This is a genomic window from Pseudomonas sp. HMSC063H08 (assembly GCF_001813645.1).
Taxonomy (GTDB): Bacteria; Pseudomonadota; Gammaproteobacteria; order Pseudomonadales; family Pseudomonadaceae; genus Pseudomonas; species Pseudomonas aeruginosa.
The window spans coordinates 39432-55276 of the sequence record NZ_KV813452.1 but is presented as its reverse complement, the minus strand read 5'-3'; the positions used below and the strand labels follow the sequence as shown (position 1 = coordinate 55276).

Below are 15845 nucleotides of genomic sequence, written 5' to 3'. Positions count from 1 at the left end.
ACGATCACTTCCTGGCCGATCCGCGGGATCTGCATCGAACCCCAGTTCTTCCCGGCCCAGGCCTGGGACACGCGAATCCAGCAGGAGCTGTTCTCGTTCGACTGGTCGTGGCGATCCCAGTGGAAGTGCACCTTGACCCGGCCGTACTGGTCGGTCCAGATCTCCTCGCCCGTGGGCCCGACCACCACCGCGGTCTGCGGACCCCGCACCACCGGTACCGGAGTCTGTGGCAGGAGACGGAACGACTGGCTGGCGTCGATGCAGTCCAGCTCGCTCTCGAACTGCGAGCCGGCGCCGCCGCTGCCGGTTTCGTAGAGTTCCTGGACCACCCGGTATTCGGCGCCGACCACCAGGTACTCGCGGTTCTGGTCATCGCGCGGATAGCCGCTCAGGCGGAACAGGTGCCCGGCGCCGATCCCGCGCACCACGCCGCGCAGGCGCACGCGCTCGTGCTGCGCCTGGATCGCCTCGATGCGGTTGCGCGCGTACTGCTCGCCGTCCTGGCTCTGCACGTATTCGCCGGGGTAGTCGTACAGCGGGTAGTCGGCCGCCGCGTGCGAGCGGGCGATGTTCGAACGCACCTCCAGGCGCGCGCCGGGGCGCTGGAAGTCGTAGTCGTTGAGGGTCAGCGAACCGGGCTGGACCTCGCGTGCCATCTGCCAGTCGAAGAAGTGGTCGCGCTCGCGATGGCCGAGGGTCGGCGGGTAGTACGGCACACTGGCGTAGCCACCCGGGCTGCGATGCGCGCCGTAGGCGTCGGAGAGCACCAGGATGTGGCGCTTCTGCTCATGGCGGAACCAGTAGTAGATGCCTTCCTGTTCCATCAGCCGGCTGATAAAGTCGAAGCTGGTCTCGCGGTACTGCACGCAGTATTCCCACTCGCGGTAGGGGCGCGTGAGGGCATCCTCGAAATCGGAAAAGCCGAGGTTGCGGAACACCTGCTTGATGATCTCCGGCACGCTCTGGTTCTGGAAGATGCGGCAGTCCGAGGTGCGCGTCAGCAGCCACGGCCAGGGCCGCAGGGTGGCCTGGTAGCCGGCGAACTGGCCGTGCCCGGCCACCTGGCTACAGCGCGCGACGATGCCGTGAAAGAAGCGCCGGCTGCCGCCGGGCAGCTCCAGCGACAGGCTCATCGGCTTGCCGAGCAACTGCTCCAGCGGCAGGTTGGGATTTTCCGATACCAGGTGCAGCTCGTAGGCGAACAGCCGTCCCAGTTCCTCGCGTCCCTCCATGCGCTGCAACAGCAGCACGTCCGGCCCCAGCGGGCAATCCACCTGGACCAGGCGGGTCAGTTGCATCAATCCCATCGACGGTTCCTTCTACTGCTCTGCGTGTCGCCGGTTGTCACTCGGCCTCGGCGAAGTCGTAGTGGAACTGGTTGTCGCGGCTACTGATACGTACCCCGGCCAACGGCTTGCCTTCGAGCATGCGGGTGAGGAACTCGCGGCTCATGTCCGGCAACAGCGTGTTGGTGAGGATCGCGTCGATCATCCGGCCGCCGCTCTCGGTCTCGGTGCAGCGCGAGACGATCAGGTCGACGACGCCCTCGTCGAACTCGAACGGCACCTTGTGGGTCGCCTCCACGCGCTTCTTGATCCGCCCCAGTTGCAGGCGCGAAATGGCCTTGAGCATGTCGTCGCTGAGCGGGTAGTAGGGGATGGTCACCAGGCGGCCGAGCAGCGCCGGCGGGAAGATCTTCAGCAGCGGTTCGCGCAGCGACTTGGCGATGGCTTCCGGCTCGGGCATCAGTTCCGGATCGGCGCAGAGGCTGGCGATCATCTCGGTGCCGGCGTTGGTGGTGAGCAGGATCAGGGTGTTCTTGAAGTCGATCACCCGGCCTTCGCCGTCCTCCATCACGCCCTTGTCGAAGACCTGGAAGAAGATCTCGTGGACATCCGGGTGGGCCTTCTCCACTTCATCCAGCAGCACCACGCTGTAGGGCTTGCGGCGTACCGCCTCGGTCAGCACGCCACCCTCGCCGTAGCCGATGTAGCCGGGCGGGGCGCCCTTGAGGGTGGAGACGGTGTGGGCTTCCTGGAACTCGCTCATGTTGATGGTGATGACATTCTGCTCGCCGCCGTACATGGCCTCGGCCAGCGCCAGCGCGGTCTCGGTCTTGCCCACCCCGGAGGTGCCGGCGAGCATGAACACGCCGATCGGCTTGCTCGGGTTGTCGAGGCCGGCGCGGGAAGTCTGGATGCGCTTGGCGATCATCTCCAGCGCGTGGTCCTGGCCGATGATGCGCTTCTTCAGGTGCCGGTCGAGGTTGAGCACGGTGTCGATCTCGTTGCGCGCCATGCGGCCGACCGGGATGCCGGTCCAGTCGGCGACCACCGAGGCCACCGCCTGGTAGTCCACGGTCGGCAGGATCAGCGGCTCTTCGCCCTGCAACGCGCTCAGTTGCGCCTGCAGTTCCGCCAGCCGCGCATGTAGCCCCTGGCGCTGTTCCTCGTCGAGACGCGCCTCGCCTTCGCCCAGCGGCACGCCGCCGGCGTCCACCGCTTCGGCGGCGGCACGCAGACGGGCGCGGGTCTCCAGCAGTTCGTCGACCAGGCGTTTTTCCTCGGCCCAGCGCTGCTCCAGGGCGGCCAGGCGCTCGCGCTCCTCGGCCAGCAGGGTCTCGGCGTTGCGCTGGCGTTCGGCGGTGGCGACGCCGATGGCGCCCTCGCGGCGGATGATCGCCAGCTCGGTTTCCAGCGCCTCGATGCGCCGGCGGCTATCGTCGACCTCGGCCGGCACCGCGTGCAGGCTGATGGCGGTGCGCGCGCAGGCGGTATCCAGCAGGCTCACCGACTTGTCCGGCAGCTGGCGCGCCGGGATGTAGCGGTGCGACAGCCGGACCGCCGCCTCCAGCGCCTCGTCGAGGATCTGCACCTGGTGGTGCTTCTCCATGGTCGACGCGACGCCGCGCATCATCAGGATGGCCTTGTGCTCGGACGGCTCGTCCACCTGCACCACCTGGAAACGCCGGGTCAGCGCCGGGTCCTTCTCGATGTGCTTCTTGTACTCGGCCCAGGTGGTCGCCGCCACGGTGCGCAGGGTGCCGCGCGCCAGGGCCGGCTTGAGCAGGTTGGCGGCGTCGCCGGTGCCGGCCGCGCCACCGGCGCCGACCAGGGTGTGGGCTTCGTCGATGAACAGGATGATCGGCTTCTCGGAACTCTGCACGTCTTCGATCACCTGGCGCAGGCGCTGCTCGAACTCGCCCTTCATGCTCGCCCCGGCCTGCAGCAGGCCGACGTCGAGGGCGCGCAGTTCGACGTCCTTCAGCGCCGGCGGGACGTCGCCGGCGACGATGCGCAGGGCGAAGCCTTCCACCACCGCGGTCTTGCCGACGCCGGCCTCGCCGGTGAGGATCGGGTTGTTCTGCCGGCGGCGCATGAGGATGTCCACCAACTGGCGGATCTCCTCGTCACGCCCGACGATGGGGTCGAGCTTGCCGCTACGGGCCTGCTCGGTGAGGTCCACGGTAAAGCGCTTGAGCGCCTCCTGCTTGCCCATCGCGCTCGGCGCCAGGGCGCCGCTGGCCTCGCCCGGGGCGGCGCCGGCGTTGAAGCCGTCGCTGGCCGACAGGCCGTTCTCCGGCGAGGCGCCGACGTACTCGTCGAAGCGCTCGGTGAGCGCCTCGACCTTGAGCTTGGCGAATTCCGCCGACAGCCCGGTGAGGGCATGGCGCAGGCTCGGCGTCTTGAGGATGCCGATCACCAGGTAGCCGGTGCGCACCTGGCTCTCGCCGAACATCAGGCTGCCGTAGACCCAGCCGCGCTCCACCGCTTCCTCGACATGGGAGGACAGGTCGGTGATCGAGGTCGAGCCGCGCGGCAGGCGGTCAAGGGCCTCGGTCAGGTCCTTGGCCAGGCGCGCCGGGTCGATCCCGGACTGGCGGACGATCTGGTGCAGGTCCGAGTCCGGCAACTGGAGGATCTGGTGGAACCAGTGCACCAGCTCGACATAGGGATTGCCGCGCAGCTTGCAGAATACCGTGGCGGCCTCGATGGCCTTGTAGGCCAGGCTGTTCAGCTTGCCGAACAGCGCAACGCGACTGATCTCACTCATGTTCCTTCTCCTTGTGCTCGTGCGGCCGCGCAGTGGCGTACTGGCGGGCCAGCAGTAGATCCCTGGCGTCCTGGCCGGGATCGCCCAGCCAGGTGTTGAAACCGAGCCGCCCGCCGCCCTGCAGGCCGAGCGGGGGTACTTCGTGGCGTTGCAGGACCAGGTTGACGTCCCAGTCCAGCTCCTCGCCCAGGTATTCGGCGACCCAGGCGGCCAGCTCGACGAAGTGGTCGCCGTCGGGCAGGAAGCGCTGGTATTGATCGAGGTCCAGCGGCCCCAGGCGCAGGCGGAACTTGTGCTGGCGGTCCCAGACGTGGGTGCCCAGGCAGACGTCCATGCCCAGGCTCGTCGAGTCGACGCCGAGGCGGCTGCGCTCGGGCAGCTCCAGCCATTGGCCGACGTATTCCTCGACCGCCACCGGGACCTCGAAATACTCCGCGAGGATCACCCGCAGGCCGTCCGGGTAGCGGGTCTGCGCGGCGAGGTGGCCGGTGTAGTAGTAGCGTGCGGTGTCCGCCAGCGGCTCGCGCCCCCGCAGGCTCGGCATGCCGCGCCCGGAGAGCGCGGCGAGACGCGCCGACCAGTAGTCGTCGTCGATCCGGTCGTGGCTGATCTCCGGCCGCGCCTCCGCCCAGGCCCGGTAGAACAGGGTCAGCAGGCGGTGGTGGAAGACGTCCATGAAGCGCTTGAAGGTCGCGTCGTTGACGTTGCGCTGGCGTTCCCGGGCGTATTCGGTGAGGTGCAGCGGCAGCGGCCCGTTGGGGCCGGTGAGGCCGAAGAAGAACTGGTCCAGGCGCGGCACCGCAGCGGTGCCGGCCTGGCTCACCGAGGCCAGGGTCGAGGGCGCGAAGGTGCAGTCGGGCTTCTGCCCGAGACGCAGCGGGTCGTCCGCCAGCCGCACCGAATGACCGAGGCGCGGCAGTTGCGGCGACTCGCACTCGATGCGCCGCAGCGCCTGGAAGAAGTCATAGTCCCAGGGCGCCGCCGCCATCCCGGCGAGCAGGTTCAGAGGTTCGGACGGCTGCCCGGCTTCGCGTGCCATCTCATCACCTCGCCCCGTTCGCCGGTGCGCAGCACCGTCTCGGTAAAGCTGTTGATCGACACGTAGCGTGCCAGGAAGCGCTCGAACACAGCGCCGAGAAGGAACACCCCGGTGCCGCGGAACGCGTTCTCGTCGAAGTCCAGGGTGATCTCCAGGCCACGGCCGAAGACGATCGGCCCGGGCATCGGCAGGCGCCGCGTGCAAGGCTTGCTGCTGACCTCGCGCAGGCCCTCGATCTGCAGTTGCAGCGCCGGATCGCCGCTGTCGCCGTAGAGCCGCAGCAGCTCGCGCAGGGCGGCGGCGCCCTGGCCGCGCTCGGCCAGCGACAGGTAGTTCAGCGACAGCTGGCTGATCAGCCGCCAGGCGCTGGCATCGTGGGCACGGCTGGCGCGCGGCCGGCTCGGTCCGGCGAGGCAGCGCACCTGCATGACCGGGGCGCTGTCCTCCAGGGTGAAGTCGCTCTTGTGCGCGCCGATCGGCATGAACAGCGGCAGGTCGCGGTTGGTGCACAGCGCGGCGATGCCGAGCTGGCGCAGGTCGTGGCGATAGGGCGCCTGGTTGGCGTCGACCAGGGCGACGAAGGTCTCGCTGCCGACGTAGGTCGAGCGCGGGCCCTTGCGCCGCTGCTTGCTGGACAGCACGCGCGGTTCGCGGCGCACGCTGAAGTAGGCCTGCTCGCGGCCGTAGCGCGCCGGGTCGCGCACCGCGTAGAACGGTTGGAAGGGTTGCTCCGGACCGCTGCCGTGGCCGCTCACCTGTTGCAGCGAATGCACCTCGAAATCCAGCGGACGGGTGCGGTCGACGATCACGTGATGCTCGTTGACCCGGTCGGACAGGTGGATGCGGTCGCAGCGGCGCGGGAACAGGTTGATCGCCGGGGTGCAGAACGGCACCAGTTGCTCCGCGTCCACCGTGCCCTCCAGGCGCTGGTCGTGCTTGCCGAACAGCACGACCAGTTCCAGCTCCTCGCCGTGGCATCGACGCAGGGCGCGGTTCAGGCCGGAGAACTCGACGAACAGGAAGCGCGCCGGCAGGGCAAAGTATTCCTGCAGCAGGCGGTAACCCTGGAACGCCCGCGGCACCACCGGCAGCAGCGCGTCCTCGTCGTCGAAGCCACGCGCACGCAGGCTGCTCGTCGGCAGGCGTTCGACCCAGGCATTGTCCGGGGCGCGGACGAACACCGCGCAGGCGTTGCCGAGCAATTGTTCGTAGAGGCGGTAGGGTTGTTCGTCGGCGCCGTGCAGGTAGAGCGGCAGGGCGTCCAGCGACAGGCTGTCGAACGGGATACCGGCGCCGCTGCGCAGGCGGATGCGCAGGCCGGCCTTGGCCCGCGGCTCGCTGGCGGCGAGGCGGCCGAGCACCGCGGCGGGATTGCCGAAGTAGTCGGCCTGGGCCACTTCCAACGGCCACAGGGTCACCGGGTGGGCGGTGCGGTATTCGCAGGCGGTCTGGTCATCGGGGCCGAGCTGGCCGCGCAGGGAGGCCCCGCGCTCGACGCTGAAGCCGCTGCTCAGGGCGCCTTCGTTGGGGTCCGGGCGCAGCTGCACCACGGTCATCGACGGAGTCGGCGCCAGGTAGTGCGGGTAGGCGATTTCCAGCAGGTTGTGGGTGAAGGTCGGGTACTCCGCGTCGAGCTTCAGCTGGACCCGCGCGGTGAGATAGGCGAAACCTTCCAGCAGGCGCTCGACGTAGGGGTCGGCGCACTCGAAGCCGGACAGCGACAGGCGCCCGGCGATCTTCGGGAACTCCTCGGCGAACTCCGCGGCGCTTTCGCGGATGTGTTGCAATTCCTGGTTGTAGTACTCGAGCAGGCGCGGGTTCATGTACGCCTCCGCTCGCCCTGGGCGACGCGCACGTGGCCGGTCTCCAGGTCCAGGTTGGTGGTCAGCAGCAGGCGCAGCGGCGCCGGTTCGGCCCAGAGATCACCCTCGATCTCGAAGCTCAGGGCGTTGTGGTCCATCTCGCCGGGCAGCAGTTGCGCGCGCACCCGCAGCGAAGAACGGATGATGCGCGGCTCGAAGGTGGCGATGGTCTCGGTGAGCAGCGCCTCGATGGCATGCACGTCGACGCTCGACGCGGTGTGCCCGGCCAGCGCCGGCAGCCCGTAGTTGAGCACCGAGTTGCCGGCCGGCATCCGTGCGGCGGGGCCGTGGTCGAACAGCGAAGTGGTGTTGAACAGCCACGCCAGGTCGCGCAGCACCGAGGCCTTCAGCTGGCTCAGGGTCAGCACCCGGCGCTCCGCGGCTTCCTTGAGGTTGCCCGGCTCGTCGTCGGTGAGGCGGTCGAGCAGCGACGGCTGCAGGCGCTCCTGGAGGGTCAGTTCGGCCATGTCAGGCGTCCGTCGGCTCGAAGTCCAGCTCACGCAGGTCGAACAGCGCGGTCTCGCCGGCATCGGTGACGAACAGCCGCTGGCCGACCGGCAGGCCGCTATCCAGCCATTCGGTCTTGCGCCCCAGGCGCGCGGCGTCGTCGCCGTGCTCGACGGTTTCCGCGTAGCGCGCCGGCAGCAGCGCGACGGTGGCGCCACCGTTGGCCAGGGTCAGTTCGGCCGGCAGCCAGACCAGGTCGCGCAGGTCGCTCGGCGCCTCGACCTTGAGGCTGCGCAGGTTGCTCATCGGCAACCAGGCATAGCGACCGTTGACGATTACCTCGAGCACCGGGCCGAGGCGCGTGTCGGCATCCGCCAGCCAGGCGAACGGCGCCTCGCCGATCCGCCCGGGCACCGCCGGCGCGGCGTCGAAGGCCTGCTCGCGCAGGGCCTGGGCGGCCTCGCCGTGGCCTTCGGCATCCAGGCTCAGGGCCTGCAACAGCGGCGCGATCCATTCCGCCGGCTGGCCGAGGATCACCGGCGTCAGGCGCCCGGCGAACACCTCGCGGCGCAGCGCCTCGCAGTCGATGGCGGTGGAGTAGGTCTGTACCATCGGCAGCGCCGAGGCATCCAGTTCGCCGACCACCTTGAGCTGGTTCTGCGCCCGCGCCCACTGGCCCATCACGGCCAGCAGCTGGAACAGGAAGATCCGCAGGGTGGCGTTCGACGGCTGGCTGCGCACCTGTTCCTGCAAGGCTTTCAAGGCATCGTCCAGGCGCCCGGCGCGCAACAGTTCTTCGGCGATCATCGCGATACTTCCCTGTAGCCGGGAGCCCAGGCGCCCGGATGCGAATGAAGGGTCGGCCATGGCGCCCGGCGGACGCGACGGACGACCCGGTGGAATTCAGTACCTCCGGCAGGAGGTCGGGCGGACGAGGTCCGCGGCGCGCCGCGCGCGCCTTCCGCACCCGGCATGGCGGGCGCTCGCACCGGCCACGGCATGGCCTGGCCACGCCATGACCGGCAGCCGGCTCATCAGGCCTGCACGTTCTGGCGGATGTTCCAGCCGTACTTGACCGGACCGCCGTCCTTCGCGCCATCCGCCTTCTGCGGCTGGTAGTCGACCTGGACCTGGGCGAAGTTCAGGGTCACGTTCTCGGTCAGGCGATCCTCGCCACCGCTGCCGCCAGTGCTCACCGAGGACACCAGGACTTCCTTCAGGGTGATGATCAGGTACTCGACCTGGTTCTCGCCGCCGGCCTTGCGGATGGTCAGCTTCGCCTGCGGATAGTGCTTGCCGCTGGAGCAGGCCATCATCAGGTTGGGCGTGGACTTGTCGATGTACTTGGTGAACGACAGGTCCTGCACGTTGACCTTGCCGGCGCCGCCGCCACCGCCCATGTGCATCGACCCGGACTGGGACATGCCCCAGCTCCATGCCAGCACGTCGATTTCCTCGGCGTGAGTCTTGTCCTTGGACTCACCCTTGACGTCGCCGATCTTGATGAACATATCAACAGCCATCTTTCCTCCCGTGTGGCTCGCGCCACTACGCTATGCAAGCGCCCGCCACCATGGCAGGCGCTGTCGTTGAATGCCTCAGGCCTCTTTGGCCGAAGGCAGCTTGGATACCAGGCGTAGCGATACCGTCAGTCCCTCGAGCTGGTAGTGCGGGCGAAGGAAGAACTTCGAGTTGTAGTAACCCGGATTGCCTTCGACTTCCTCCACCACCACTTCGGCCGCCGCCAGCGGGTGCTGGGCCTTGGTGGTCTCGGTGGAGTGGGCCGGGTCGCCGTCGACATAGTTGAGGATCCAGTCCTGCAGCCAGCGCTGCATCTCGTCCTTCTCCTTGAAGGAACCGATCTTGTCGCGAACGATGCACTTCAGGTAATGGGCGAAGCGGCAGGTGGCGAACAGGTAGGGCAGGCGCGCCGCCAGGTTGGCGTTGGCGGTGGCGTCCGGATCGTCGTACTCGGCGGGTTTCTGCAGCGACTGCGCGCCGATGAAGGCGGCGAAGTCGGTGTTCTTCTTGTGCAGCAGCGGCATGAAGCCGTTCTTCGCCAGCTCCGCCTCGCGGCGGTCGGAAATGGCGATCTCGGTCGGGCACTTCATGTCCACGCCGCCGTCGTCGGTGGGGAAGGTGTGCGCCGGCAGGCCCTGCACCTCGCCGCCGGACTCGACGCCGCGGATCCGCGAGCACCAGCCGTAGAGCTTGAAGGAGCGGTTGATGTTGACCGCCATCGCGTAGGCCGAGTTGGCCCAGGCGTACTTGCTGCTGTCGGCGCCGTCGGTTTCTTCCTCGAAGGCGAACTCTTCCACCGGATCGGTCTTCGCCCCGTAGGGCAGGCGCGCCAGGAAGCGCGGCATGGTCAGGCCGATGTAGCGGGAGTCCTCGGACTCGCGCAGCGAACGCCAGCCGGCGTATTCCGGGGTGGTGAAGATCTTGGTCAGGTCGCGCGGGTTGGACAGTTCCTGCCAGGAACCCATGCCCATCACCGTCGGCGAGGCGGCGGAGATGAACGGCGCGTGCATGGCGGCGGAGATCTTCGCCATCTCGCCGAGCAGCTCGACGTCCGGCGGCGACTGGTCGAAGTAGTAGTCGCCGACCAGGCAGCCATAGGGCTCGCCGCCGAACTGGCCGTATTCCTCTTCGTAGAGCTTCTTGAAGATCGGACTCTGGTCCCAGGTGGTGCCCTTGAATTTCTTCAGGGTCTTGTGCAGCTCCGGCTTGGAGATGTTCAGCACGCGGATCTTCAGTTGCTCGTCGGTCTCGGTGTTGTTGACCAGGTAGTGCAGGCCGCGCCAGGCGCTTTCCAGTTGCTGGAAGTCGGCGTGGTGCATGATCAGGTTGACCTGGGCGGTGAGCTTGGCGTCGATCGCCGCGATGATCGACTCGATCGACTTGATCGCGTCGTTGGAGATCAGGCTGGTCTGCTCCAGGGCATGCTCGGCGAGGGTCCGCACAGCGGTCTCCACCGCTTCGCGGGCGCGCTCGGTCTTGGGCTTGAACTCCTGCAGCAGCAGGCTGGCGAACTCGCTGGTCTGCTCGGTGGTGGTCTGGCCCTGGGCCAGGTTCTCGGTGCTCAATTCGGCCATGCTGGAATCCTCTTACGCCTGCGGCTCGTCGTCTTTGGGCTTCGGCGCGCTGGCCAGGGCCTGAAGCAGGGCCGGGTCCTTGATCGCCTTCATGATCATTTCCTCGGCGCCGGTCTTGCCGTCCATGTAGGTCAGCAGGTTGGCCAGTTGGGTACGCGCCTCGAGCAGCTTGTTCAGCGAATCGACCTTGCGCGCCACCGCGGCGGGGCTGAAGTCGTCCATGCTCTCGAAGGTGATGTCCAGGCTCAGGTTGCCTTCGCCGGTCAGCACGTTCGGTACGTTGAAGGCCACCCGCGGCTTCATCGCCTTCAGCCGGGCATCGAAGTTGTCCACGTCGATCTCCAGGAACTTGCGGTCGGCGACCGCCGCCTGGGGTTCGGCGGGCTTGCCGGCGAGGTCGGCCATGACGCCCATGACGAAGGGCAGCTGGACCTTCTTCTCGGCACCGTACAGCTCCACGTCGTACTCGATCTGCACGCGTGGCGCCCGGTTCCTGGCGATGAACTTCTGACTGCTGGTAGTGCTTCCCATCTTGTTTCTCCCTCGCGCGACGGCGGTTGTTAGCGCCGTCGGAATCGCCCCGGCGGCTTGCAGCGTTGGCCCGGACGGCCGCTAGGCGTTACTCGCTTTCCGGGCCTCGCAGGGTTTCGAACTGGGAAATCCCATCGGGGATGAGATTCCTCACGATTTCGGCGAAGTCGGCCGTCACCAGTGTCTTGGCGCGCTTGAGCAGCACCGGCACCGGGCTCGACGGCTCGTGGCGAACGTAATACTCGAGCAGGCGATCGAGCTGGCGCAGGACGTCTTCGCGGTTGGCGATCTCGCCGCTGGCACGCGGTGCCGGCGCGGCGACGGCTGCGACAGGCGCGGCGCCCCCCTGCTCGCCGGTGGCCGCTTCGGCGCCCGGCGCCAAGGGCTCGCCGGCGCCCTGCGGGCCGTACAGGTCGAACACCTGGAGGGCCTGGCGCAGCAGTTGACGAAGGGGACCGAGGTCGAGGCCCTGGGCCGAGCCGACCCGTTCGGCGACGCCGCTCTCGATGGCCAGGGCATGTTCCTGGGCGCCATCCAGGGCGCGCCGGGTGGCGGCCAGCGCATCGGCGTCGGCATCGGCGAAGGCGCCGGCGATCTGCTCGGGACTCAGGGTCTCGCTGGCGAAGCGTTGCAGCCCGGCGGCGTTCAGCGCGGCGCGCAGGTTGACCGGGCCGAACGCCCGCGAGCGCACCAGCGGGATCGCCCAGACCAGTTGCAGCAGCGGTTCGGCGACCAGGCCGGTGAGGGCGTTGATACGGAAGGTGGGGTCGTTGTCGTCATCGGCGTCGAGCAACGGATAGACGCCGTCCCAGTACTGGCCGAGCAGCTCGCGGACCAGCAGCAGGCCTTCGGCGAGCCCGTCCAGGCCGTCGAGGGCAACGTTGCTCTGCAGCAGCAGGTTGGCTACCCGCAGGTCCTTGCTACGGCCGAACAGCTCGCTGGCCAGCGCGCGTACGCGCGGCCACTCCGGCGGTTCGGCGGGCAGCACGGCATCGCCCATCTGGCGCTCGGGTTGGCCCTGGGCGATGCGTTCGAGTTCGAGGAACGCGGCGTCGTACTCCAGATCGTCGCCACAGGGCGAGTCCGGGGATACGGCGGCCAGCAAAACGGGTACATCCAGCACGGTGACGATCTCCCTATCATCGGAGCCGCTGCGCGGCCCTCACCTTCGCTTGTAAGATCCACTCCGTCGGATCTTGTAGGAGCCATTGATGAATATCGGATGACTCGAAAGGTTGGCAAAATTCTTGTGGCATGCCGCAAGGCTTGTCAAGGAAGGCACAACGCCACTAGTTGCATGACACCGCAGATCGGACAAATCTTTAAAAGACGTAGGATTAGTCTTTTATAATCCGGTACCACCCGATGTGTCTTCCCGAGGCGACGAAACGCCGGAAAGCCGTCGGGCCAGCCTGGATGCGAACCGAAATCCCTCGGGCACGGGGGTGAGCGCCTGGAAGAGCCGGGCGCTGGCAATGCAAGGAGTAGCAATGCCGCTGCGATTGACCATCACCAGCTACCACAAGCTGACCCCCGGTCAGTGTTCGGAAAAGGTACTGGACCAGGGACAGCTGACCATCGGTCGGGGCCCGGACAACGACTGGGTCCTGCCGGACCCGGAGCGCCTGGTCTCCAGCCGCCACTGCACCATCCTCAACCGCGACGGGGTGTACTACCTCACCGACACCAGCACCAACGGCGTGCTGCTGGTCAATGCCGGGCACCGCCTGCGCCGCGGCAACAGCGAGCCGCTGCAGGACGGCGAGACCGTCCGCCTCGGCGAATACGACATCCTCGTTCAGCTCGGCCATGACATCGCCCTGCCCGGCAGCGGCAATCCGCAGACCGATCCGTTCACCAGCTTCGACGCCCTGATGAGCCGGCAGGCCGCCGGATCGGCGCCTGCCTTCGCCGAACCGGCGCCCACCCCGCACCCCGCGGTGACGGCGCATTTCCAGGGCGGCTCGCCGCTGGACACCAAGCCCGACCTGTTCGACTTCCTCACCCCGCCGCCGCCCGGCGCGGCGCCGCGTCCGGACCATGTACCGGCCGAACAGCACGACTTCCGCCCGCCGGAACCGGTGATCCCGCCGCCCCCCGCGACCACTCCGGCGCCACCGCCCGCTGGCGGCGCACCGCTGATTCCGGCCGACTGGGACCCGTTCGCCGAACTGCTCGGCAACACGCCCGCGCCAAGCGCCACGCCCGTCGCCCAGCCGCAGCCAGCGGCCGAACCGACGCCGCTGGCGATGCCCTTCGCCGACCCAGGGATCACCCAACAGCCACAGCCACAGCCACAGCCACAGCCACAGCCAGCCAGCGTGGCGGCGCCGACGCCACCGGCAAGCGCCACCGCGACGGCCGGCGGCGACCTGCTGCAGGCGTTCCTGCGCGGCGCCGGCATGACCCAGTTGAAGGTCGACCCGGCCGGCGCCGAAGCGCAGATGGAAGCCATCGGACGCAGCTATCGCGGCCTGGTGGAAGGACTGGTGGACGTGCTGCGCGCGCGGGCCAGCCTGAAGGGCGAGTTCCGCATGGCGCAGACCATGATCCAGCCGGTGCAGAACAACCCGCTGAAGTTCGCGCCGAACGTCGACGAAGCCATGCTGCTCCTGCTGCGCCGCGACAACCAGGCGTTCATGGCGCCGGATCGCGCGGTGGCCGACAGCTTCGAAGACCTCAAGGCGCACCAGCTGGCGGTGATGGCCGGCGTGCAGGCCGCCATCCGCCACCTGCTGGCGCGCTTCGAACCGGCCGCACTGGAAGCCCGCTTCGGCAAGCCGGCCGGGCTTTCCGGCCTGCTGCCGGGGGCCCGCCAGGCACAGAACTGGGACAGTTTCACCGAGCTGTACGCGAAGATCCTGCGCGAGGCGGAGGACGACTTCCAGGAGCTTTTCGGCCGCGAATTCAGCCGCGCCTATGAGGAACACAGCGCTCGACTACGGCGTTCCTGACGCCAACGAACACCAGGAGAAACAACGTCAATGAGGACGACACCATGCAGAAACTGATCATCGCGCTGTTCGGGCTGCTGCTCGCCGCCTGTTCGTCCAGCCCGCCGGAAACCCCGCCGACCCGGGTGGTGATCTGGCTCCACGCCGCACCGAACCTCAACCCGTCCGCCGCCGGCCAGGCGGCGCCGCTGCGCCTGCGGCTGTACGAGCTGAAGAAAGACACCGCGTTCGGCCGCGCCGACTACTTCGCCCTCACCGACAACGCCCAGTCGACCCTCGGCGGCGACCTGGTGGAGCAGGACGAGTTCCTCCTGCGTCCGGGCGAGGAACGGCGCATCGAACGCACGCTCGACGAGCAGACCCGCCAGCTCGGCTTCGTCGCCGCCTACCGCGACCTCGACCGCGCCACCTGGCGCCAGGTCCTCGACGTGCCGGGGCAACGCACCAGCCATCTCGACATCACGCTCGGCGCGCAGGCCATCGGCATCGTCGCGCGTCCCGCACCCTGAACCTTCGGAGTCCCTATGTCCTGGAATAACCGCGTGGTGTGGTCCGAAGGCATGTTCCTGCGGCCACAGCATTTCCAGCAGCACGACCGCTACCTGGAAACCCTGGTGGATGGCCGCTGCCGCTCGCTCCTGGCGGGCGGCTGGGGCTTTTCCGAGCTGAAGCTGGACGATGCCCTGCTGACCCAGGGCAAGCTGGCCATCGTCAGCGCCCGCGGCGTGCTGCCGGATGGTACGCCGTTCAACATCCCCGCCGACGATCCGGCGCCGGCGCCGCTGAATGTCGAGGAAAGCCTGCGCGACGGCATCGTCTACCTCGGCCTGCCGCTGAAGCGGGTCGGCACCCGCGACACGGTGGAGGAGGGCGAGGCCCTCGGCGGCGCCCGCTACGTCAGCCAGGTGCAGGAAGTGCGCGACGACAATGCCGCCTTCGAGAGCCGCGCGCCGGTGGCCCTGGGCAGCCAGGCGTTCCGCCTGCTGACCGAGCGCGACGGCCTCGGCGAATACGCCGCGGTGGGCGTCGCGCGGGTCCGCGAGAAGCGCGCGGACCAGGCCCTGAGCCTGGACGAGGACTACCTGCCGCCGGTACTCGACATTGCCGCCGCGCCGCCCCTGGCGTCCTTCGCCAAGGAGCTGCTGGGCCTGCTCCACCAGCGCGGCGAAGCCCTCGCCGGGCGGGTGGTGGCCTCCAGCGCCGGGGGCGCCTCGGAAATCGCCGACTTCCTGCTGCTGCAACTGGTCAACCGCGCCGAGGCCCTCACCGGTCACCTGTCCCGCGTGCGCCCGCTGCACCCGCAGGAGCTGTACCGCGAACTGGTGGCCCTGGCCGGCGAGTTCTGCACCTTCACCGCCAGCCAGCGGCGTCCCGAGGAGTACCCGGTGTACAACCACGACGACCTGGCCGCCAGCTTCGCCCCGGTGATGCTCGCCCTGCGCCAGGCGCTGGCGACGGTGATCGACGCCAAGGCGATCGCCATCCCGATCGTCGAGAAGGCCTACGGCGTGCACGTCGCGATGCTCAGCGACCGCAGCCTGATCGACAACGCCAGCTTCGTCCTGGTGGTGCGCGCCGACGTCCCCGGCGAGAGCCTGCGCGGGCACTTCCCGCAGCAGGCCAAGGTCGGCTCGGTGGAGCACATCCGCGACCTGGTCAACCTGCAACTGCCGGGTATCGGCCTGCTGCCGATGCCGGTGGCGCCGCGGCAGATCCCCTACCACGCCGGCTCCACCTATTTCGAACTGGACCGCGGCAGCGCGCATTGGAAGCAGCTGACGCACTCCGGCGGCTTCGCCTTCCACATCGCCGGCCAGTTCCCCGGGCTGAACCTGGCCTTCTGGGCCATTCGAGGATAAGCAAC

13 protein-coding genes are annotated in these 15845 nt (G+C 68.4%); 3 read left to right on the top strand and 10 right to left on the bottom strand.

The features are described from left to right. The 10 genes from vgrG1a to tssA all read right to left on the bottom strand — a co-directional run. On the bottom strand, nucleotides 1–1298 hold a 1298-nt coding region (gene vgrG1a, locus HMPREF2924_RS15680; protein WP_083325388.1), incomplete at its 3' end, for a type VI secretion system spike protein VgrG1a. A 46-nt stretch (nucleotides 1299–1344) separates the two neighbouring features. Beyond that, entirely contained in the window at nucleotides 1345–4053 is a 2709-nt protein-coding gene (gene tssH, locus HMPREF2924_RS15675) for a type VI secretion system ATPase TssH (RefSeq protein WP_003128258.1), read from the bottom strand. Next, nucleotides 4046–5092, bottom strand: a complete 1047-nt coding sequence (gene tssG, locus HMPREF2924_RS15670; protein WP_003128256.1) for a type VI secretion system baseplate subunit TssG — start codon at nucleotides 5090–5092, stop codon at nucleotides 4046–4048. The genes tssH and tssG overlap by 8 nt, the downstream gene beginning before the upstream one ends. Continuing rightward, nucleotides 5056–6915: a type VI secretion system baseplate subunit TssF gene (gene tssF / locus HMPREF2924_RS15665; protein WP_003128254.1), complete on the bottom strand. Its 1860-nt coding sequence runs from the start codon at nucleotides 6913–6915 to the stop codon at nucleotides 5056–5058. The genes tssG and tssF overlap by 37 nt, the downstream gene beginning before the upstream one ends. Continuing rightward, nucleotides 6912–7421 (bottom strand): type VI secretion system baseplate subunit TssE, encoded by a 510-nt coding sequence (tssE, locus tag HMPREF2924_RS15660; RefSeq protein ID WP_003111625.1) that lies wholly within the window; start codon nucleotides 7419–7421, stop codon nucleotides 6912–6914. The genes tssF and tssE overlap by 4 nt, the downstream gene beginning before the upstream one ends. A 1-nt stretch (nucleotide 7422) precedes the next feature. After that, entirely contained in the window at nucleotides 7423–8268 is an 846-nt protein-coding gene (tagJ, locus tag HMPREF2924_RS15655) for a type VI secretion system accessory protein TagJ (RefSeq protein WP_003119488.1), read from the bottom strand. 167 nt (nucleotides 8269–8435) lie between these two features. After that, the gene (hcp, locus tag HMPREF2924_RS15650) at nucleotides 8436–8924 is read right to left on the bottom strand and encodes a type VI secretion system receptor/chaperone Hcp (protein ID WP_003083670.1); all 489 of its coding nucleotides are present in this window, start codon (nucleotides 8922–8924) and stop codon (nucleotides 8436–8438) included. A gap of 75 nt (nucleotides 8925–8999) precedes the next feature. After that, nucleotides 9000–10496 (bottom strand): type VI secretion system contractile sheath large subunit, encoded by a 1497-nt coding sequence (tssC, locus tag HMPREF2924_RS15645; protein WP_003104973.1) that lies wholly within the window; start codon nucleotides 10494–10496, stop codon nucleotides 9000–9002. Between the two features lie 12 nt (nucleotides 10497–10508). Beyond that, on the bottom strand, nucleotides 10509–11027 hold the full coding sequence (tssB, locus tag HMPREF2924_RS15640; RefSeq protein ID WP_003083666.1) for a type VI secretion system contractile sheath small subunit: 519 nt from the start codon (nucleotides 11025–11027) through the stop codon (nucleotides 10509–10511). Nucleotides 11028–11115: 88 nt separating this feature from the next. Then, nucleotides 11116–12150 (bottom strand): type VI secretion system protein TssA, encoded by a 1035-nt coding sequence (gene tssA, locus HMPREF2924_RS15635; RefSeq protein WP_003111627.1) that lies wholly within the window; start codon nucleotides 12148–12150, stop codon nucleotides 11116–11118. A gap of 367 nt (nucleotides 12151–12517) precedes the next feature. On the opposite strand from tssA, the gene tagH reads away from it, so the two are divergent. Genes tagH through tssK form a run of 3 tightly spaced genes read left to right on the top strand, consistent with a single transcriptional unit; the run spans nucleotide 12518 to nucleotide 15840 of the window. Then, a complete protein-coding gene (gene tagH, locus HMPREF2924_RS15630; protein ID WP_033940589.1) occupies nucleotides 12518–13981 on the top strand; it encodes a type VI secretion system-associated FHA domain protein TagH in 1464 nt (487 codons plus the stop codon). A gap of 44 nt (nucleotides 13982–14025) precedes the next feature. Then, on the top strand, nucleotides 14026–14490 hold the full coding sequence (gene tssJ / locus HMPREF2924_RS15625; protein ID WP_003128248.1) for a type VI secretion system lipoprotein TssJ: 465 nt from the start codon (nucleotides 14026–14028) through the stop codon (nucleotides 14488–14490). 15 nt (nucleotides 14491–14505) lie between these two features. Continuing rightward, entirely contained in the window at nucleotides 14506–15840 is a 1335-nt protein-coding gene (gene tssK, locus HMPREF2924_RS15620) for a type VI secretion system baseplate subunit TssK (RefSeq protein WP_003115052.1), read from the top strand. Nucleotides 15841–15845: the final 5 nt, after the last annotated feature.

What these genes read in the sequence shown, in the direction of transcription:
- tssH (WP_003128258.1), bottom strand. Translation starts at nt 4,053, where the DNA reads ATGAGTGAGATCAGTCGCGTTGCGCTGTTCGGCAAGCTGAACAGCCTG.
- tssG (WP_003128256.1), bottom strand. Translation starts at nt 5,092, where the DNA reads ATGGCACGCGAAGCCGGGCAGCCGTCCGAACCTCTGAACCTGCTCGCC.
- tssF (WP_003128254.1), bottom strand. Translation starts at nt 6,915, where the DNA reads ATGAACCCGCGCCTGCTCGAGTACTACAACCAGGAATTGCAACACATC.
- tssE (WP_003111625.1), bottom strand. Translation starts at nt 7,421, where the DNA reads ATGGCCGAACTGACCCTCCAGGAGCGCCTGCAGCCGTCGCTGCTCGAC.
- tagJ (WP_003119488.1), bottom strand. Translation starts at nt 8,268, where the DNA reads ATGGCCGACCCTTCATTCGCATCCGGGCGCCTGGGCTCCCGGCTACAG.
- hcp (WP_003083670.1), bottom strand. Translation starts at nt 8,924, where the DNA reads ATGGCTGTTGATATGTTCATCAAGATCGGCGACGTCAAGGGTGAGTCC.
- tssC (WP_003104973.1), bottom strand. Translation starts at nt 10,496, where the DNA reads ATGGCCGAATTGAGCACCGAGAACCTGGCCCAGGGCCAGACCACCACC.
- tssB (WP_003083666.1), bottom strand. Translation starts at nt 11,027, where the DNA reads ATGGGAAGCACTACCAGCAGTCAGAAGTTCATCGCCAGGAACCGGGCG.
- tagH (WP_033940589.1), top strand. Translation starts at nt 12,518, where the DNA reads ATGCCGCTGCGATTGACCATCACCAGCTACCACAAGCTGACCCCCGGT.
- tssJ (WP_003128248.1), top strand. Translation starts at nt 14,026, where the DNA reads ATGCAGAAACTGATCATCGCGCTGTTCGGGCTGCTGCTCGCCGCCTGT.
- tssK (WP_003115052.1), top strand. Translation starts at nt 14,506, where the DNA reads ATGTCCTGGAATAACCGCGTGGTGTGGTCCGAAGGCATGTTCCTGCGG.